Genomic DNA, 17,372 nt, shown 5'->3' with positions numbered 1-17,372 from the left:
GCCTGCTATCACTAATACGGATCTGACAAGACCATGACATCTACCGCACCACAAATCACCGTCGGCGCCGCCGTTGCCGAATTTCTCGAGCACTGCGGCGTGAAGGCTGCGTTCGGGGTGATTTCCATCCACAACATGCCGATCCTCGACGCGATGTTCGCGCGCGGCAAGGTGCGCTTCGTGATGGCGCGTGGCGAGGCGGGCGCTGGCAACATGGCGGACGCCTGTGCCCGTTCCACTTCCAGTCTGGGCGTGTGCATCACCAGCACCGGCCCGGCAGCAGGCAATATCGCCGGCAGCCTGGTGGAGGCCTACACCGCAGGCACACCGTTGCTGCACATCACCGGCCAGATCGAGACCCAGTACCTCGACCAGAAGCTGTCGTACATCCACGAGGCGCCAGACCAGCTCACCATGCTGGGTGCCGTCTCCAAGGCGGCATTTCGGGTGCGCAGCGCCGAAACCTGCCTGTCCACCTTGAAAGCAGCCGTACAGGCCGCGATGACCGCACCCACCGGGCCGGTGAGTGTCGAGATTCCCATCGACATCCAGCAAAGCGTGATCGATATGCCTGCCGACTGGTCGCCGCTGCCGGTGGCAGTTCTGGCGCCGAGCGAGACTGCGCTGGACGCGCTGGCCGACACGCTGGCGCAGGCCCGCCGCCCGCTGCTGTGGCTGGGTGGTGGTGCACGCCATGCCGGTGCTGCCGTGCGACGCCTCAAGGCCATGGGCTTTGGCATTGTCAGCACGGGTCAGGGGCGCGGCATTGTGCCTGAAGACGATCCGGCCTCGCTGGGCGCCTACAACATCCAAAAACCTGTCGAAGCCTTTTACCAGCGCTGCGATGCCATGCTGGCCGTGGGCACACGCCTGCGCAGCAACGAGACGCTGAAGTATGAACTCCAGCTGCCGCGCCCGCTGTTGCGCATCGATGTGGACGCTGCCCAGCAGGGCCGCTGCTACATCGACGACGGTTTTGTCTGCGGCGACTCAGCCCTGGCGCTGAACGGTCTGGCCAACCGCCTGGAGGCGCGCGGCTACCGGGCCGATCCCGAGCTGCTGGCTGATCTGCGTCAGGTGCACAACGAGGTTGTTGCCACCATGCGCGATGGCCTGGGCCCCTACAGCGCCTTGGTGCAACAGCTGCAGCAGGTGGTGGGCCGCAATTTCAACTGGGTGCGTGATGTGACTGTCTCCAACAGCACCTGGGGCAACCGCGAACTGCGCTTTTTCGAGCCCAACGCTGGCGTGCACGCCACGGGCGGCGGCATTGGCATGGGCATGCCCATGGCCATTGGCGCGGCCATCGGTGCAGCGCAAAGCGGCTCGGGCCGCAAGACGCTGGGCCTGGCGGGCGATGGGGGCTTCATCCTGAACCTGGGGGAACTTGCCACGCTGGTGCAGGAAGAGTGCGACACGCTGATCGTGCTGATGAACGACCAGCGCTACGGCGTGATCCAGAACATCCAGGACGCCTCCTACGGCGGCCGCCGCTGCTATGTGGAGCTGCATACGCCCGACTATGCACAGCTGTGCGCATCGATCCATTTGCCCCATGCCCGGGTGCAAAACCTCGATGAACTGCCTGCCGTGCTGGAGTCGGCATGGAGCAAAAAGGGGCCTTTCCTGCTGGAGATCGACATGCGCTCCATCGGCGGCTTCAAGACCACGTTCTCCGGCCCGCCGGTGAACAAGCTGGACCAGATTCCGGCGACCAAGACCCAGTGAGAACTGACAAGACCTGAGAAAACCAGAAGGACCCACACCATGCAGATTGCTCTGATCGGCTGCGGCGCCATTGGCACCGCCTTGCTGGAACTGGTGAAGGACGATGCCGGCCTGCAGGTTGCCGCCATCGTGGTACCGGCTGAGGGAGCCGAGGCCGCGCGTGCCGTGGCCCAGCGCCTGGCGTCGGGTGCGCAGGTAACGCAAGCCGTGCCGACAGGTGGCATTGATCTGGTGGTGGAGGCCGCAGGCCACGCCGCCATCGAGCAGCATGTGCTGCCTGCATTGCGCCGAGGCGTGCCGTGCATCGTGGCTTCGGTGGGGGCGCTGTCGGCAGCTGGCCTGCCTGAGCAACTGGAGGCCGCTGCCCGTGAAGGCCGCACGCAGGTGCAACTGATTGCCGGTGCCATTGGCGGTATCGATGCACTGGCTGCAGCCCGCATCGGCGGCCTTTCCACGGTGCGTTACACCGGCCGCAAGCCGCCACACGCCTGGAAGGGCACACCGGCCGAGCAAGGGCGTGATCTGGACGCCCTGACTGCAGAGACGGTGATCTTCGAAGGCACTGCCCGCGAGGCGGCTGCGCAGTTTCCGAAGAACGCCAATGTGGCAGCCACCGTGTCGCTGGCAGGCCTGGGGCTGGACCGCACCACGGTGCGTCTGATTGCCGACCCGGCCGTTCGCGAGAACCTGCACCAGGTCGAAGCCGCAGGCGCCTTTGGCAGCTTCGAGTTGACCATGCGTAACCAGCCGCTGGCGGCCAACCCCAAGACCTCGGCCCTGACCGTGTTCAGCGCGGTGCGCGCGCTGCGCGGCAAGGTGGCACCGCTGGTGATCTGACAACGAAAGAGTTTCATCATGTCGAATCTTGAACTGCTCCCCATCAACATCGGCGGCGAATGGCGTCTGGGTGGCGGCGACGAATCCGCCTCGCTCTACCCTGCCACCGGCGAAGTCGTGGGCCGCTTGCGCGCTCCCAGCCTGCACGATGTGGAAGAGGCCATCCAGAAGGCGGACCACGCCTTCCGCACCAGTGGCTGGGCACAGAAGAAGCCCCACGAGCGTGCCGCTGTGCTGCACCGTGTGGCCCAACTGATTCGCGAGCGCGCCGAGCCGCTGGCCCAACTGCAGCGCCTCGACAACGGCAAGCCCATCAACGAAACGCGAGCCCTGGTGGCCAGCGCTGCCGGTACCTTCCAGTACTTTGCCGCTGCCTGCGAAACCATGGAGGAGGCGATCACGCCGCAACGTGGCGATTGCATGACCATGAGCGTCTACGAGCCCATGGGTGTGGTCGCTGCCATCACACCGTGGAATTCGCCCATCGCGAGTGAAGCGCAAAAGCTTGCCCCCGCGCTGGCGGCTGGCAATGCCGTGGTCGTCAAGCCCGCCGAAGCCACGCCGCTCCTGGCGCTGGAGCTGGCCAGAATCTGTGAGGAGGCCGGTGTTCCGAAGGGTATCGTCAGTGTGTTGCCCGGGCGCGGCTCGGTGATCGGCGATGCCATCACCAAGCACCCGTTGGTCAAGCGCGTGTCGTTCACCGGCGGTACCTCCACCGGCAAGCACATTGCCCGCATTGCGGCCGACAAGATGATGCCCGTCTCGCTGGAGCTGGGCGGCAAATCGGCCACCATGGTGCTGGAAGACGCCGACCTCGACCATGCCGTCAACGGCGTGCTCTACGGCATCTTCAGCTCGTCGGGCGAATCATGCATCGCCGGCTCGCGCCTGTTCGTGGCACGCAAGCTCTATGGCGATTTCATGGATCGCCTCACTGCCAAGGCCGCTCAGCTGCGTGTGGGTGACCCGGCCGATGAGCGCACCCAGATGGGCCCGCTGATCACCGCCAAGCACCGTGAATCCATCGAGAGCTATGTGCAGCTGGGCCTGTCCGAAGGCGGGCAGTTGCGCACTGGCGGCCACCGCCCCGAAGGTGCGCTGTATGAGCGCGGCTACTACTACCGCCCCACCATCCTCGAAGGCGTGCAGAACGACTGGCAGATCTGCCAGCAGGAAATCTTTGGCCCCGTGCTCGTGGCCATGCCCTTCGACAACGAGGAATCGCTGCTGGAGCAGGCCAATGACAGCGTCTACGCGCTGGCTGCTGGCATCTGGACGCGTGACTACAAGGCCGCGTGGCGCATCGGCCGTGCGGTGCAGGCCGGCACCGTGTGGATCAACACCTACAAGCAGTTCTCCATTTCCACACCGTTTGGCGGCTGGCGCGACAGCGGCCTGGGCCGCGAGAAGGGCCGCCTGGGTATCCAGCAGTACATGGAGCAAAAAAGTCTGTACTGGGGCCTGAACGAATCCCCTCTGGGCTGGGCCAATTGAGATGCATCCCTCCCTCAGTCGCTTCGCGCCTTCTCCCTCTCTCGCTGTGCGGGAGGAGGACGACACCTTCGCTGCGGGGCGGCCCTTGCTTGGCGTCCGCCGATGGGCCGCGCCGGTTGCAGGCGATGTGGGCAGCGCGTGGCGCGTGATCGGGTAAAGAAAGGATTTTTTATGAGCGTACTGGGCATTGACGAAATCAGCTACGGCGCAGGCGACCTGGTGGCCAGCCGCCAGTTCTTTATCGACTGGGGACTGAATCTGGTTGCCGAGCAAGCCGACCGGCTGGTGTTCGAGACACTGAACGGCTGCCGCGTGATCGTGGCCGCCACCGACCACCCTGATCTGCCGCCCGCCATCGAAGCAGGCCCCACGCTGCGCGAGGTGGTCTGGGGCGTGGAGAGTGCTGCCGATCTCGCGCTCTACGAAAGCCGCATCGCACAGCTGCCGGGCTTTGTGAAGCAGGGCGAGCGCATCGGTTGCACCGACCCCAATGGCTTGGCTGTGCGCCTGCAGATCACGAAAAAACGCGATGTGGAGGTGCAAAGCGCCGAGTACAACACCTGGAGCCGCAAGGGGCGCATCGACCAGGCCAGCCCGGCCTACGAGCGTGCCCAGCCTATCGAAGTAGGCCATGTGGTGTTCTTCGTCAAGGACGTTCAGGCCTGCGAGCGCTTCTATGTGGACAACTTCGGTTTTGCGGCCTCGGACCGCTACCCCGAGCGCGGCGCTTTCCTGCGCACCGCACCCGATGGTGGCCACCACGACATTTTTCTGCTGCAGCGCCCCGATAAGCACGCCGGCTTGAACCATGTGGCCTTCACCGTGCGCGACATCCACGAGGTCTTTGGTGGCGGCATGCATATCTCGCGCTGCGGCTGGGACACCCAGCTCGGCCCGGGGCGGCACCCGGTGTCGTCTGCCTATTTCTGGTACTTCAAGAACCCGGCCGGTGCGCTGGTCGAGTACTACGCCGACGAGGACCAACTGACGGCCGACTGGCAGCCGCGCGATTTCGAGCCAGGCCCTACGGTGTTTGCCGAATGGGCGATTGATGGCGGTCTGGACGGCAATACCCGGCGCCAGAAGGGCGTGGGCGGTGCTGACGGCAAGTTTCTGACCGACAAGCGCCACTGATCCCATCCGATACGGAGTTCAACGCGATGCAACGACGCATGCTTATCCCCACGCTGCTGGCACTGGCCGCAGCCGCTGCACTGCCTGTTGCCCCGGCGCAGGCGCAAGACGCCCGCCAGGCGTTGGCGGCGGGGCAGTTCACCATCATTGCGCCGTTTCCACCCGGAGGGCCGATCGACACACTGGCGCGCATGCTGTCAAATGGTCTCGCCGCACAGTACAAACAGGTTTCCATTGTGGACAACCGTACCGGCGCCAACGGCAATATCGGCATCGAGGCGGCCCGGCGTGCCAAGGCCGATGGCCATACGCTGCTGGTGGTGCCGCAGGGCAACCTCACGATCAACCCCACGCTGATGCCCAAGCTGCACTACAGCGTGGAAGGCGACTTCGTGCCGGTGGCCTCGCTCGCGCGCACCGCCAACGTGATTGCCGTGAACCAGGCCGTACCGGCGAAGAGCGTTGCAGAGCTCATCGCGCTGGCCAAGAGCAAGCCAGGGACCGTGAGCTATGCCTCACCCGGGGTGGGCAGCAGCCTGCACCTGGCAGGCGAGTTGTTCGGGCAGCAGGCGGGTGCCGATTTTCTGCACGTGGCCTACAAGGGCACGCCCCAGGGGCTGAACGATGTGATGGGAGGCACTGTGCCGATGATCATCGGCAACCTGCCCACGCTGCTGCCGCACATCCAGTCGGGCAAGCTGCGCGTGCTGGCCATCACCGACGCGCAACGTACACCCGAGCTGCCCGATGTGCCCACGCTGGCAGAGGCTGGCGTCAAGGGTGTTGCGCTGTCGTCCTGGTACGGCGTGATGGCGCCCAAGGGTACGCCAGCACCCGTGCTGGCCCAGTTGCAGCACGACATCGCACAGATCTTCAACGACCCGGCAAGCAAGGCGCAACTGCAAAAGCAGGGCCTCGGTGTCTGGATCGTGGAAGGCCAGAAATTCGGTGAACTGATCCGCACGGAGACGGCGGCCTGGGCGCCCATCATCAAAAGCCGCGGGATCGAGGCGCAATAGACGGATAGCGAGCAGCCCGCCAAACCACCACCCACCACCACAAGAGCCCACCATGAAAACCTCACGCCGCCAGATTTGCCTGGCCGTCGCCCTGCTGGCCACCACTGTTGCCGGCAGCGCCATGGCCCAAGCCTACCCGAGCAAGCCCATCACCATCGTTGTGGCCTACCCGGCCGGCGGTGACACCGATGCCATGGCACGCCTGTATGCCGACAAGCTTTCGCAGCGGCTTGGCCAGCCCGTGGTGGTGGAGAACCGGCCCGGTGCCAGTGGCACCATCGGCGCAGTGCATGTGGCCAAGGCAGCGCCCGATGGCTATACGCTGCTGCTTGCGCCCAGCACCTTCTCGATTGCGCAATTCGTGCTCAAGACTTCGGCCGGATCAAGCTACGACGTGCTGCGTGGCTTCGTGCCTGTGGTGCAGACCAGCGTGCAGCCGCTGTTCGTCGCCACCAGCCAGGCCTCGGGCATCAAGGATCTGACAAGCCTGACCACCCAGGCCCGCAAGAGCGAGCTGACCTATGCCAGCCCCGGCAGTGGCTCGCCCATGCACATCCTCGGTGAAATGTTCAACAAGGCGGCTGGCGTCAAGCTCGCGCATGTGCCCTACAAGGGCGTGGCACCTGCCGTCAACGACCTGATCGGCGGCCATGTGCCTGCAACCTTCATGACCTGGGGGCCGATTGCTCCCTACGCAGGCACCAAGGCGAATGTGCTGGCGGTGGCCGACGCCCAGCGCAGCCCGCTGGCGCCCAACGTGCCCACGCTGGCCGAGCTGGGTGTCAAAAACGTGGAAGTGACCGCCTGGCAAGGCCTCTTCGGCCCCAAGGGCATGTCTGCCGAGACCGTGAAGCTGCTGAACACCCACCTCAACGAAATCCTGAAGATGCCGGAAGTGGCGACCAAGATGGCCACCTTCGGCGCACTGCCTGCGGGCGGCGATGCGGCCCGGCTCGAGAAAACCAATGCGGCCGACTACGACCGCTTTGGCAAGCTCATCAAAGACCTTGGCATTCAGGCCGAGTGAACCGTTTTAGAAGGAGACCCCACCATGGCTGTTGACCGATACCTTGAACCGCACCAGGCACGCCAGCGCCCTGCAACCCTGTTTGAAGACCTGCTGGGCGATGCGATCGAGCGCGCCTTTGGCGAAGGTGTGCAGACGCTGCCCGAGCTGGTGGCCTACATCAACCGCAGCGGCCCCGCCGGAGAGAACGGCGAAGCCTGGACGGAGCAGAGCTTTGGCGCCCTGATGGCGCGCCTGGGCCACTGAAGCAGGAAAGGAGCACTCCATGAACGTACAAACCATCGCCATCGATCCTGTGGATCGCTTGCTCACCAAAGGCCTGGGCAACCTCTGGTACCCCGTCTGCCCGTCTGATTTCGTGCAGGACAAGCCTATCTCGCTGCGCCGCTTCGGCTACAAGATCGCGCTGTGGCGCGATGCCGCAGGCCAGGTGCATGCGCTGGAAGACCATTGCCCGCACCGGGGCGCGCCGCTGTCGCAAGGGGTGATCCTGGGCGACCGGCTGGCCTGTCCCTACCACGGTGTGGAAGTGCGCTGCGACGGCACGGTGACCAAGGTGCCCGGCAGCCCCGGCTGCAAGCTGGAGGGTTCGCGCGCCGCGCTGGATTTTCATGTGCACGAAGCGCACGGCGCCATCTTCCTCTTCAACAGCGACAAGCATGTGGACACGCCACCCGCGTTCTCCATGCCGGAGGAGCTGACCTCGCCCGAGTATTCGAACTTTCTGTGCTATGCCGAATGGCGTGCGGATTACCGCTATGCCATCGACAACGTCATGGATCCGATGCATGGCACCTTCCTGCACAAGCAGTCGCACTCCATGTCCGAAGGCGATAGCAAGGCCACGTTCCAGGTGCGCGATACCGATATCGGCTTTATCTTCGAGAAGGCAGGCCAGCGCGGCGTGAATTTCGACTGGACCGAGTGGGGCGAGACCGACATGCACTGGATGCGCCTGGAGATCCCGTATCCCAAGACCGGCGGGCCCGGCGGCAACTTTGCCATCATCGGCTGCGTCACGCCCATCAGCCCCGAGCTGTGTGCAGTGTTCTTCTGGCGGTGCCGCCGGGTGCAGGGCTGGATGCGCGACACCTGGCGCTTTCTGTACCGCAACCGCCTGGAAGCACGCCACTGGGCGGTGCTGGAGCAGGACCGCGTGATGATGGAGCAGATGGAGTTTGACGCCAACGAGCGTGAAAACCTGTACCAGCACGATATCGGCCTGGTGCGCCTGCGTCGCCGCCTGCGCAGCCTCGCCCAGGAGCAGCTTGAGGGAAGCGCCGCACCATGAGCAGCACCTTGCAGGCCTTCGTGCACACGTTGCGCTTCGAGGCCCTGGACACCATCAGCGTGGAGTTGCGCCCGGTGGATGGTGGCGAGTTTCCGGCTTTCACGGCGGGCTCGCACATCGACCTGCACCTGCCCAACGGGCTGGTGCGCAGCTATTCGCTCTCCAACGACAGCAGCGAGCGCCACCGCTATGTGGTGGGCGTGCTGCGCGACCGTGCCAGCCGTGGCGGATCGCGCTGTGTGCATGAGGCGCTGCGCGTGGGTTTGCCCATCACCATCTCCGAGCCGCGCAACCATTTCGCTCTCGACGAAGGTGCAGCGCATTCGGTGCTGGTGGCTGGTGGCATCGGTATCACGCCGATGCTGTGCATGGCGCGCAGGCTCCACAGCCAGGGCCGCTCGTTCGAGATGCTGTACTTTGCGCGTGAGCGCAAGAGCGCGGCTTTCCTCGCCGAGCTACAGGCCTTGGGCATGCCGCTGCATCTGCATTTCGATGCCGAGGCGGGTGGCCCGCCCGATCTGCGTGGCCTGCTGGCGCAGCGTGTGCCCGATGCGGGCTTGCACCACTACGCCTGCGGTCCGACGCCGATGCTCGATGCCTTCGAGAAGTTCTGCGGCGAGCTGGGTCACGCCAACGCCCACATCGAACGTTTCACGCCGGTGGAGGTCAAGGCATCGACCGATGCCCTCGCCAACTACACGGTGGAGCTCAAGCGCAGTGGGCGCTTCATCGAAATCACGCCCGAGAAATCACTGCTGGACACCTTGCTGGAGGCTGGCGTCGATGTCGACCACAGCTGCTGCGAAGGTGTCTGCGGCTCCTGCGAGACACGCGTGCTCGAAGGCGTTCCCGATCACCGCGACTCGGTGCTCAGCCCCAAGGAGAAGGCGAGCAACAAGGTGATGATGGTCTGCGTCTCCGGGTGCAAGAGCGAGACGCTGGTTCTGGATCTTTAACGACACACAAAGAGAGACGACACCATGAAAAAAATCGTGATTGCCGCTGGCCTGGCCAGCCTGGCAGGGGCAGCTGCAGCCCAATCCAAGGTCGAGATCTTCGGGGTCATCGACACCAATGTCACCCGGCTTTCGGGCTCGGGCTCATCCAGCAAGGTAGGCCTTGCCACGGGCGGCGCCAACATCAGCCGCCTGGGCTTTCGGGGCACCGAAGACCTGGGAGGCGACCTGAAGGCGGGCTTCTGGCTGGAGGCGGGCCTCGATTCCGACACTGGCGCAGGCAAGGCTGCGGGCACCAGCGGCCTGGGTTTCAACCGCCGCTCCACCGTCAGCTTGCTGGGCAACTTTGGCGAGCTGCGCCTGGGTCGCGACGATTCCGCCACCTTTCTGAGCACGCTGATCTTCGATCCATTCCTTACCAATGGCGTGGGCGGCACGGGGGCATTCACCATTCTGGGCATTCCGGGCTCCGGCACCGCCACGGGTGGCGCGCCGATCCAGATCAGCAATGCGGTCAGCTACTTTCTGCCACCCAACCTGGGCGGGTTCTACGGTCAGGCCCAGGTGGCATTTGGCGAACACACCAAGAGCGAGCCCAACAAGAACCAGGGCGACTACCGTGGCCTGCGCGCAGGCTACCGGCAAGGGGCCTTCAACGGCGCGCTGGCGATTGGCCGTTACTACGGCGATAGCTCTGACAACAATATCACCGCTAGCAATATTGGCCTGAGCTACGACCTGGGCATGGTCAAGCCGATGCTGTTGTGGGCCAGCGAAAAGCGTGGCTCGCTGAAGGTGACGGCGCTGCAACTGGGCGCCACGGCACCGCTGGGCAATGGCGAGTTGCGCGCCTCTGTGGGCCACTACAACACGTCAGGCAGCAATGCGGACTGGAACAAGATTGCCGTGGGGTACGGCTACAACTTCTCCAAGCGTACGCAGGTCTACGGCACGCTGGCCTATCTCAAGAACAAGGACGGATCGAGCCGCGCCATCGGCGTGCAGGGCCTGAGCGCCACGGGCTCCACCATGGGCGGCAAATCCACCGGCATGGAGCTGGGCATCCGCCACTTCTTCTGATCGCGGGCCGTGCCCTATGCGCCGCCCTTGCCTGAGCGCAGGGGCTGGCGCGGGCGTGCTCTTTTATCTCTTAGGAAAGTCGCACCATGAATGACTCCCGTTCAATGCGCTGGTGGGGCGTGATCACGCTGTTCGTGATCGTTGCCATCTCTTATGTGGACCGGATCAATATCTCGGTTCTGATCACGGACCGCGATTTCCTCTCGCACATCGGTCTGACGACGGATGACCGTACGCGCCAGGGGCTGCTTGCTACCGCATTCATGGTGGGGTACGGGGTGTCATCGCTGGTGCTCACGCCTTTCTGCGCGGCGCTGTTCGGCGTGCGTCGCAGCCTGATTGGCGGGTTGCTGCTGTGGGGTGTGGTGACCTTTCTGTCGCCTGCAATGAGCAGCTACGGGCTGCTGCTGGCATCGCGCATTCTGCTGGGCGTGTCGGAGGGGCCGCTGTTCTCGCTGGCAGGCAGCTACATCAAGGCGCATTTCGAGAGCCGCGAGAATGGCAAGCCCAATTCGCTGGTCAACATGGGAACCGGGGTGGGGCTGGCCGTGGGATATCCGCTGGTGGGCTACCTCGTGGCGGGGCACGATTGGGAAACGTCCTTTCATGTGCTGGGCCTCATCAATGTGCTGCTCGGCATTCCGCTGGTCTGGGCCTTCGTGCGCATGCCCAAGGTGGAAACCGGCATGCCCAAGCCGCAGTCGCTGGGCCAGGCCGTGGGCCAGGTCGGCACCATCGTGCGTGGCGCCATGCATACGCGCTATCTGTGGCTCATCACCATTCTGACGGCAGCCTTTCTGTCCTACCTATGGGGCAGCAGCAACTGGCTGCCTGCGTACCTGAAGGAGTCGCGCGGCTTTTCGATGCGCGAGATGGGCTGGCTGGCTTCGCTGCCGCAATACGCCAGCGTGGCTGCGGTTTTTGTGGGCGGCATGATCATCGACCGCATTGCGCGGCGCCAGGTACCGCTGATCTTCGTGTTCGGAAGCATCGGCGTGGCTGCCGCCGTGTGGCTGGCCATCCATATGGAGGACCGCTATGCGGCTGCCTATTGCCTGATTGCCGCCAATTTCTGCTGGGGGCTCATGAGCCCGGCCATTCCGAGCACCGTGCAGTACTGTGCGCGGCCTGAGCACATTGCCAGTGCGTATGGCGTGGTCAATGGCGCGGGCAGCCTGGTGGCGGGCTTCATGCCGGCCATCATGGGCGCCGTGATCGGTGCACTGTCGGCCAGTGGCGGCATGGGCGCAGGCTTCTTTGCAGGTTTTGCTGCGCTCATCGGTACGCAGGCGGTGGTGATGCTGTGCGGCATCATTCTGTGGGTGCGGGAGCGCCACGCTACGCCGCAGTGATAAAAAAATGAGCGCATGGCGCTCATTCTTCGTCGATTCCAAGGTGATTCATGCTTGAAGTGCTTGTACAGTGAGCGCTTCAAGCATCTTTTTTTATAGCAACCGCTATTTCAGCCAGCCGCGCTTGCGGAAGTACAGCATGGGTATGAGTGCGCTGCACACCATCAGCAAGATGCCGTAGGCATAGCCGTATTCCCAGTCCACTTCAGGCATGTACTTGAAATTCATGCCGTAGACACTGGCGATCAGCGTAGGGGGCAGCAGGGCGACGCTGGCCACCGAGAAGATCTTGATGATCTTGTTCTGGTTGATGTTGATGAAACCGACGGTGGCATCCATCAGGAAGTTGATCTTGTCGAACAGGAAGGCGGTGTGGTTGTCCAGCGATTCGATGTCGCGCAGGATCTGGCGCGCATCCTCGAACTGGTCGGAGTTGAGCATCTTGCTGCGCATCATGAAGCTGACCGCGCGGCGCGTGTCCATCACATTGCGGCGGATGCGGCCGTTCAAGTCTTCCTGGCGGGCGATGGCCGACAGCACTTCACTTGCGTGGGTGTCGGTCACATTGCCGGCCAGTACCTGGGTGCTGACTTTTTCCAGGTCGTCGTAAATGCCTTCGAGCGTGTCGGCCGAGTATTCAGCATCGGCGTCAAACAGCTTGAGCAGAACGTCCTTGCTGTCCTCGATGAGCCCCGGCGCGCGGCGCGCGCGCAGGCGCAGCAGGCGAAACACAGGCACATCCTCGTCGTGGATGGAGAACAGCACGCCATAGCTTTTGAAGGCGGCGTTGTTCAGGTTCATGATGAAGGCCACACGCACGCTGCGCGGGTCTTCGTCGTCATCAATCAGAAAGTCGCTGCGAATGTGCAGGTCGCCATTGTCTTCTTCGTAGAAGCGTGCAGACTCCTCAATGTCCTGGTCCATCGCATCTTCGGGGATGGACAGGCCGTAGTGCTGTTTGACCCAGCGCTTTTCTTCCAGCGTAGGCGATTCCAGATCGACCCAGATCGGCTGAAAGCGCGCAAGGTCTTGCAGCGACTCGATCTCTTCCTGCACCAGGCGGCCATTGGCGAGCGTAAAGATGTTGAGCATAGGCTCACTTCCTTGTTGTTTTTGGTCTGCAAAAGGGGGAATGGGGCGCTTCCAACCCTTGTGCAACAACGCGCGGCCAGGGTGGAAGCTACCAACTAGGGTAGGGATCCAAGGAGATTGCTCCGATTGATGGAATGGGCGCCATTATGGCACTGCAGCATGGTCCGCGTACGACGGTGCGCAATTACAGCAGCCTGCCCGGGCGCCTGCGTTGCCATGGCCCCACGGCATGGCGAAGGCATGGAGCGGTGGCAGGTTTCAGCGGCCTGCGTGGGCCAGCGCCAGGCACAGGTCGGCCCAGGTCTCGCCCTTGGCCTTGGGTACGCGCAGCAGATGCGAGGGGTCGTAGGTGACCACCGCAGGCAACCGGCCCGCACCCACCTGGTGCACCTGCTGGCGCAGGCGGGAGAATGGCTGCTCCCCGCCCAGCAGGTGACGGGCGGCGGGCAGACCCAGTACGAGCGCCATCGCGGCCCCCGTGTCCTGCACCAGCGCGTCGATGCTGTGGCTGGGCGGCTCCTGTCCTTCGTCGCCTTGGCTGGCATCCTGCCCTGGGGCCAGGCGTGCCAGCGGCACCCAGTACACGGGGGCGTCAGTCAGGCGCATGGCGCGCAGCATGTTGATGACCAGCTGGCCCGCCTTGCCCTGTGGCGGCGTACCCTCGGGCAGCTCGGCCACCACCAGCCAGGCGGGTTGGCTGCTGGCGGGGGCGGGTTCTGTCTGCAACTTGGCCTCTCGCAGATCCAGCAGCACCGGTGCGCGCAGCGCAAAGCGCACACGCGGAAAATCTTCTGGCATGGCCTGCGCCGCCGGTGCAATAGGTGCCGCAGGCGCAACAGAGGAGGCTGCCGCAGTGCGGGCAGGGCGCGGCGCGGGGGCGGGCTCTGCAAGGGCTGGAAAAGGGGCTTCTGCACCCGAAGGGATTGCAAGAGGCTGATCTGCTTTGCTTTCAGGAGCTACTGGCGCGCTCTGGTTGGGTGCCAGAAGCTGTTTTTTCTCTGAAACCTGCGCAGGCGCTGCCGGTGGGTGAGCCACCTCGGCGACTGGGGCCGCCGCAGGCGCGGCAGACTCGGGCCACCACAGCGGGTGGCCCATCTCTTGCAGCATGGCGCGTTGGCGGGTATCCAGGTTCAGGCTCATACGGATCAGGCGGAAACAGGCAACAGGTAGCGCATCACCACGGCGTCTTCGCGCTCCAGGTGAGACACCGGATAGTAACCCTTGCGCAGCCCCACGGCCTCAAAACCGAAACGCAGGTATATCTGCTGCGCGCGGACGTTGCCTTTGCGCACCTCCAGCCAGATGGTGCCGGCGCGTACGCTGGCGGCCCAGCTTTTGAGCTGCTCCAGCAACACCTTGGCCCAGCCCTGGTGCTGGTGGCGCGGGTTGACGGTGATGTTGAGCAGATGCACCTCGTCTACACCCTGCATCGCAACAAAGTAGCCCACCAGCTGGGAATCGATCCACAGCAGCTGGATGCCATAGCCCATGGCCATCGAATCGATGAAGTTGCCCCGGGTCCATGGGTGGCTGTAGCACTGGTTCTCGACAGCCAGCAGGGCATCGAGGTGGTCGATCTGCAGCGCAGACCAGTGCAACTGTGGTGCGGGCGGCCTGTCCATTGCCAGTTTCGTACCTGGCGTCATGCCTGGGGCGCTGCCTGTTCGGACACGGCCTGCTGGTTGGCCTTGATGGCCTCGCGCTCTGCCGTGGTTTTGGCGACCTTGTCGCGGATATAGAGCGGCAGCGCATCCTGCGCCGCCACTGCATGCCCCTGGGCAAGCAGGGCAGGCGCCAGGTTCAGCAGGGCGCTGGCAGTGGGCATGGCATGCACATGTGGTAGCGCGGGCAGCAGCCGGTCACCATACGGCGCCTGGGCATTGCCCGCCACCGTAAAGCCGCAAATCGCCAGCACATCCTGCGGTGGGCCAACAGTCAACTCGGTCTGCAGCAGCCATTGCGCGTCTGCGTAGGCATAGGCGGCGCTGTAGACCTCGTCCATTCGGGCGTCAAGGCATGCCAGCACCTGCGAGCAGCCATGCTGCAGGCGGGCCTCTTCGGCGACCACCATCAAGGTATCCACCGGTAGCACCGGCACCTGCCGACCCTGGCTGCTGGCGGCAAACGCCAGGCCCTGGCTGATGGCGCAGGCCGTGCGCAGCCCGGTGAACGAGCCCGGGCCCCGGCCAAACACGATGGCCTCCAGCTCAGTAAAGACAAGGCCTGCCTTTGCCATCAGCGCACGCACGGCGGGCAGCAACTGGCTTGACGACTGCGCGCCACCTGCACCGCTGTGCAGCCAACGCTGGCTGCCACGCGCCACGGCGATGGAAAGGGTGTCGGTACTGGTATCGAGGGCAAGCAGATTCATGGGGAGGGAGGCGCCATCAACCGGGGCGCCACAAGGCAGGCCTGCAGGCACAAAGGCAGGCAACGGGGCATTATCGCGGCAAAGCCAAGGCTGCACGCTGGGCTTGGGCATAGCGGATAGACTGCTGCGATGCAACAGAACTGCAGCATAGCCAACTGATAGCCGGAACAATGCAACACCAGGTTCGTACCGAGACACCCCTCCGCTCAACCCCTTCTTTCGCAGACAGCACCAGCAATGGCAGCCGCCCATGGCTGCAATCCATTGCCATTGCCATGATTGCGCTCGGCCAGGTGGCCTGCGCGCAGACCCCTGCCATGCAAGGCGCCGAGCGCACAACGCCTGCGGCAGGGGCAGTGCAGGTGGCGCCCAATCCCTCTCCTGCCGTTCGCGCACCGGTTGCACAGTCTGTGCCTGCAGCTCCCGTGCAGCCTGCCAGCACCATTGCCACGGGTCGTCTGCCTGCTGAGGTCGAGGCCGCGCTACAACGCGGCAAACTGGCACCCGATTCCGTATCGGTGGTGGTGATGGACGCCAGTGGCACCCAGCGCCCCTTGCTGGATGTGCGCAGCGACGTACAGCGCAACCCCGCATCGGTGATGAAACTGGTCACCACCTTTGCCGCGCTGGAGCTGCTGGGCCCCGCCTACACCTGGGATACCTCCGTCAGCACCGATGGCAGCATTGCCAAGGGAGCGTTGAATGGCAACCTCTACATCCAGGGATCGGGCGACCCCAAGCTGGTGATGGAGCGCCTGTGGCTGATGCAACGCCGCCTGCAGGATCGCGGCGTCAAGGTCGTCGTGGGCGACGTGGTGCTGGACCGCAGCGCGTTTCAGCTGCCACCCATCGACCCGGCCTACTTTGACAACGAACCCTTCCGCCCCTACAACGCAGTGCCCGATGCCCTGCTGGTCAACTACAAATCGATGACCATGAGCTTCATGCCGGACGCCGCTGCAGGCGTGGCGCGCATCGCCTACGAGCCCGCCATTGCCAACATGAACCTGCCGGCCACCGTGCCGCTGGTGAACACCAAGGGCGGCTGCGGCAACTGGCGCGCCGCGCTCAAGGCCAATTTTGCCGTTGCAGGCCAGATCCAGTTCGCAGGCGGCTACCCCGCAGCCTGCGAGGAAAACAGCTGGTCCGTTGCGCCCGCAGCCCCCGAAAGCTTTGCACCCCGTGTGTTCGAAGGCATGTGGCGCGAGGCCGGTGGCAAGATCACCGGCCAGGTGCGCTTTGGCACTGCGCCGCAGGGCGCCGCGCCGCTGATGCGCTTTGATTCGCCCAGCCTCACCGAGGTGGTGCGCGACATCAACAAATACAGCAACAACGTCATGGCGCAACAGGTCTTCCTCACCCTGGGCAAGCAGCGCGCCGGAGTCGGCACTTTTGAAGGCGGCCGCCAAGCTGTGGCCCAGTGGTGGAGCGAGCGCATGGGCGGCATGAGCCAACCCACGGTGGACAACGGCGCAGGCCTCTCGCGCGATGCGCGCGTTACCGCAGGGGGGCTGGCCAAAATGCTGTCCGTCGCCTGGACCAGCAACGTCATGCCCGAGCTGATGGCCTCCATGCCCATCGTGGGTGTGGATGGCACCATGAAAAAGAGCAAATCGAGCGCCGTAGGCGGCGCCCACCTCAAGACCGGCACCTTGCGCGACGCCTCAGCCATTGCAGGCTACGTCAACGGCGCCAACGGCCGCCGCTGGGTGGTGGTAGCCCTCGCCAACAGCGACAACGCCCCTGCAGCGCGCCCAGCCTGGGATGCGCTGATTGATTGGGTGGCGGCGCAGTGAGGGTATGGGTTGGATAGGTGCCAGCGTTATTAACTGAAGTACTTCCAAGCTGTTCGGTTGTATCGAAGCTGTACCGAATGGCCTGGCGTTGTGAGCAGATGGCTTTGTTGCACAAATCCGGGCCGCAGCGGTAGTAGGCTCGGATGATGAGTGAGACGAACTGGGGTCGGCGCAAGTACCGCACCACAAACTGGA

The 17,372-nt window shown here is 64.2% G+C and carries 16 protein-coding genes; 12 read left to right on the top strand and 4 right to left on the bottom strand.

Annotated elements, in window-relative coordinates:
* Positions 1-33 precede the first annotated feature (33 nt).
* From ABIE32_RS00080 to ABIE32_RS00030, 11 genes are all read left to right on the top strand, one after another.
* The gene (locus ABIE32_RS00080; RefSeq protein WP_429012579.1) at positions 34-1,728 is read left to right on the top strand and encodes a thiamine pyrophosphate-binding protein; all 1,695 of its coding nucleotides are present in this window, start codon (positions 34-36) and stop codon (positions 1,726-1,728) included.
* A gap of 39 nt (positions 1,729-1,767) precedes the next feature.
* Positions 1,768-2,565, top strand: coding sequence for an aspartate dehydrogenase (locus ABIE32_RS00075; protein WP_429012577.1), 798 nt, complete (start codon positions 1,768-1,770; stop codon positions 2,563-2,565).
* Positions 2,566-2,583: 18 nt separating this feature from the next.
* Entirely contained in the window at positions 2,584-4,059 is a 1,476-nt protein-coding gene (locus tag ABIE32_RS00070; protein ID WP_429012575.1) for an aldehyde dehydrogenase, read from the top strand.
* 171 nt (positions 4,060-4,230) lie between these two features.
* Positions 4,231-5,193: a VOC family protein gene (locus tag ABIE32_RS00065; RefSeq protein ID WP_429012574.1), complete on the top strand. Its 963-nt coding sequence runs from the start codon at positions 4,231-4,233 to the stop codon at positions 5,191-5,193.
* A 38-nt stretch (positions 5,194-5,231) separates the two neighbouring features.
* On the top strand, positions 5,232-6,212 hold the full coding sequence (locus tag ABIE32_RS00060) for a Bug family tripartite tricarboxylate transporter substrate binding protein (RefSeq protein ID WP_429012571.1): 981 nt from the start codon (positions 5,232-5,234) through the stop codon (positions 6,210-6,212).
* A gap of 52 nt (positions 6,213-6,264) precedes the next feature.
* Positions 6,265-7,239, top strand: coding sequence for a Bug family tripartite tricarboxylate transporter substrate binding protein (locus ABIE32_RS00055; RefSeq protein WP_429012568.1), 975 nt, complete (start codon positions 6,265-6,267; stop codon positions 7,237-7,239).
* A gap of 24 nt (positions 7,240-7,263) precedes the next feature.
* Positions 7,264-7,485: a recombinase-like helix-turn-helix domain-containing protein gene (locus ABIE32_RS00050; protein ID WP_184704273.1), complete on the top strand. Its 222-nt coding sequence runs from the start codon at positions 7,264-7,266 to the stop codon at positions 7,483-7,485.
* A 19-nt stretch (positions 7,486-7,504) separates the two neighbouring features.
* Positions 7,505-8,530 (top strand): Rieske 2Fe-2S domain-containing protein, encoded by a 1,026-nt coding sequence (locus ABIE32_RS00045; protein WP_429012564.1) that lies wholly within the window; start codon positions 7,505-7,507, stop codon positions 8,528-8,530.
* Entirely contained in the window at positions 8,527-9,486 is a 960-nt protein-coding gene (locus ABIE32_RS00040; RefSeq protein ID WP_429012562.1) for a PDR/VanB family oxidoreductase, read from the top strand. The genes ABIE32_RS00045 and ABIE32_RS00040 overlap by 4 nt, the downstream gene beginning before the upstream one ends.
* Positions 9,487-9,510: 24 nt before the next feature.
* The gene (locus ABIE32_RS00035; protein WP_224150530.1) at positions 9,511-10,566 is read left to right on the top strand and encodes a porin; all 1,056 of its coding nucleotides are present in this window, start codon (positions 9,511-9,513) and stop codon (positions 10,564-10,566) included.
* Between the two features lie 86 nt (positions 10,567-10,652).
* Positions 10,653-11,918, top strand: coding sequence for an MFS transporter (locus ABIE32_RS00030; RefSeq protein WP_429012560.1), 1,266 nt, complete (start codon positions 10,653-10,655; stop codon positions 11,916-11,918).
* A gap of 105 nt (positions 11,919-12,023) precedes the next feature.
* On the opposite strand, the gene corA is transcribed toward ABIE32_RS00030, so the two are convergent.
* From corA to tsaB, 4 genes are all read right to left on the bottom strand, one after another.
* On the bottom strand, positions 12,024-13,010 hold the full coding sequence (gene corA / locus ABIE32_RS00025; protein WP_184704263.1) for a magnesium/cobalt transporter CorA: 987 nt from the start codon (positions 13,008-13,010) through the stop codon (positions 12,024-12,026).
* A 258-nt stretch (positions 13,011-13,268) separates the two neighbouring features.
* Positions 13,269-14,150, bottom strand: coding sequence for a uracil-DNA glycosylase family protein (locus ABIE32_RS00020; RefSeq protein WP_429012556.1), 882 nt, complete (start codon positions 14,148-14,150; stop codon positions 13,269-13,271).
* A 5-nt stretch (positions 14,151-14,155) separates the two neighbouring features.
* A complete protein-coding gene (gene rimI / locus ABIE32_RS00015; RefSeq protein WP_429012554.1) occupies positions 14,156-14,656 on the bottom strand; it encodes a ribosomal protein S18-alanine N-acetyltransferase in 501 nt (166 codons plus the stop codon).
* A complete protein-coding gene (gene tsaB / locus ABIE32_RS00010; protein WP_429012551.1) occupies positions 14,653-15,381 on the bottom strand; it encodes a tRNA (adenosine(37)-N6)-threonylcarbamoyltransferase complex dimerization subunit type 1 TsaB in 729 nt (242 codons plus the stop codon). The genes rimI and tsaB overlap by 4 nt, the downstream gene beginning before the upstream one ends.
* A gap of 317 nt (positions 15,382-15,698) precedes the next feature.
* Between tsaB and dacB the strand changes: the two genes are divergently transcribed.
* On the top strand, positions 15,699-17,177 hold the full coding sequence (gene dacB / locus ABIE32_RS00005) for a D-alanyl-D-alanine carboxypeptidase/D-alanyl-D-alanine endopeptidase (RefSeq protein ID WP_429013589.1): 1,479 nt from the start codon (positions 15,699-15,701) through the stop codon (positions 17,175-17,177).
* Positions 17,178-17,372 lie beyond the last annotated feature (195 nt).

The sequence above is a fragment of the Comamonas sp. 4034 genome, assembly GCF_050434545.1.
Classification (GTDB): domain Bacteria; phylum Pseudomonadota; class Gammaproteobacteria; order Burkholderiales; family Burkholderiaceae_C; genus Comamonas; species Comamonas odontotermitis.
Note: the sequence above shows the minus strand (reverse complement) of the source record. Positions and strands in the feature narration are given on the sequence as shown.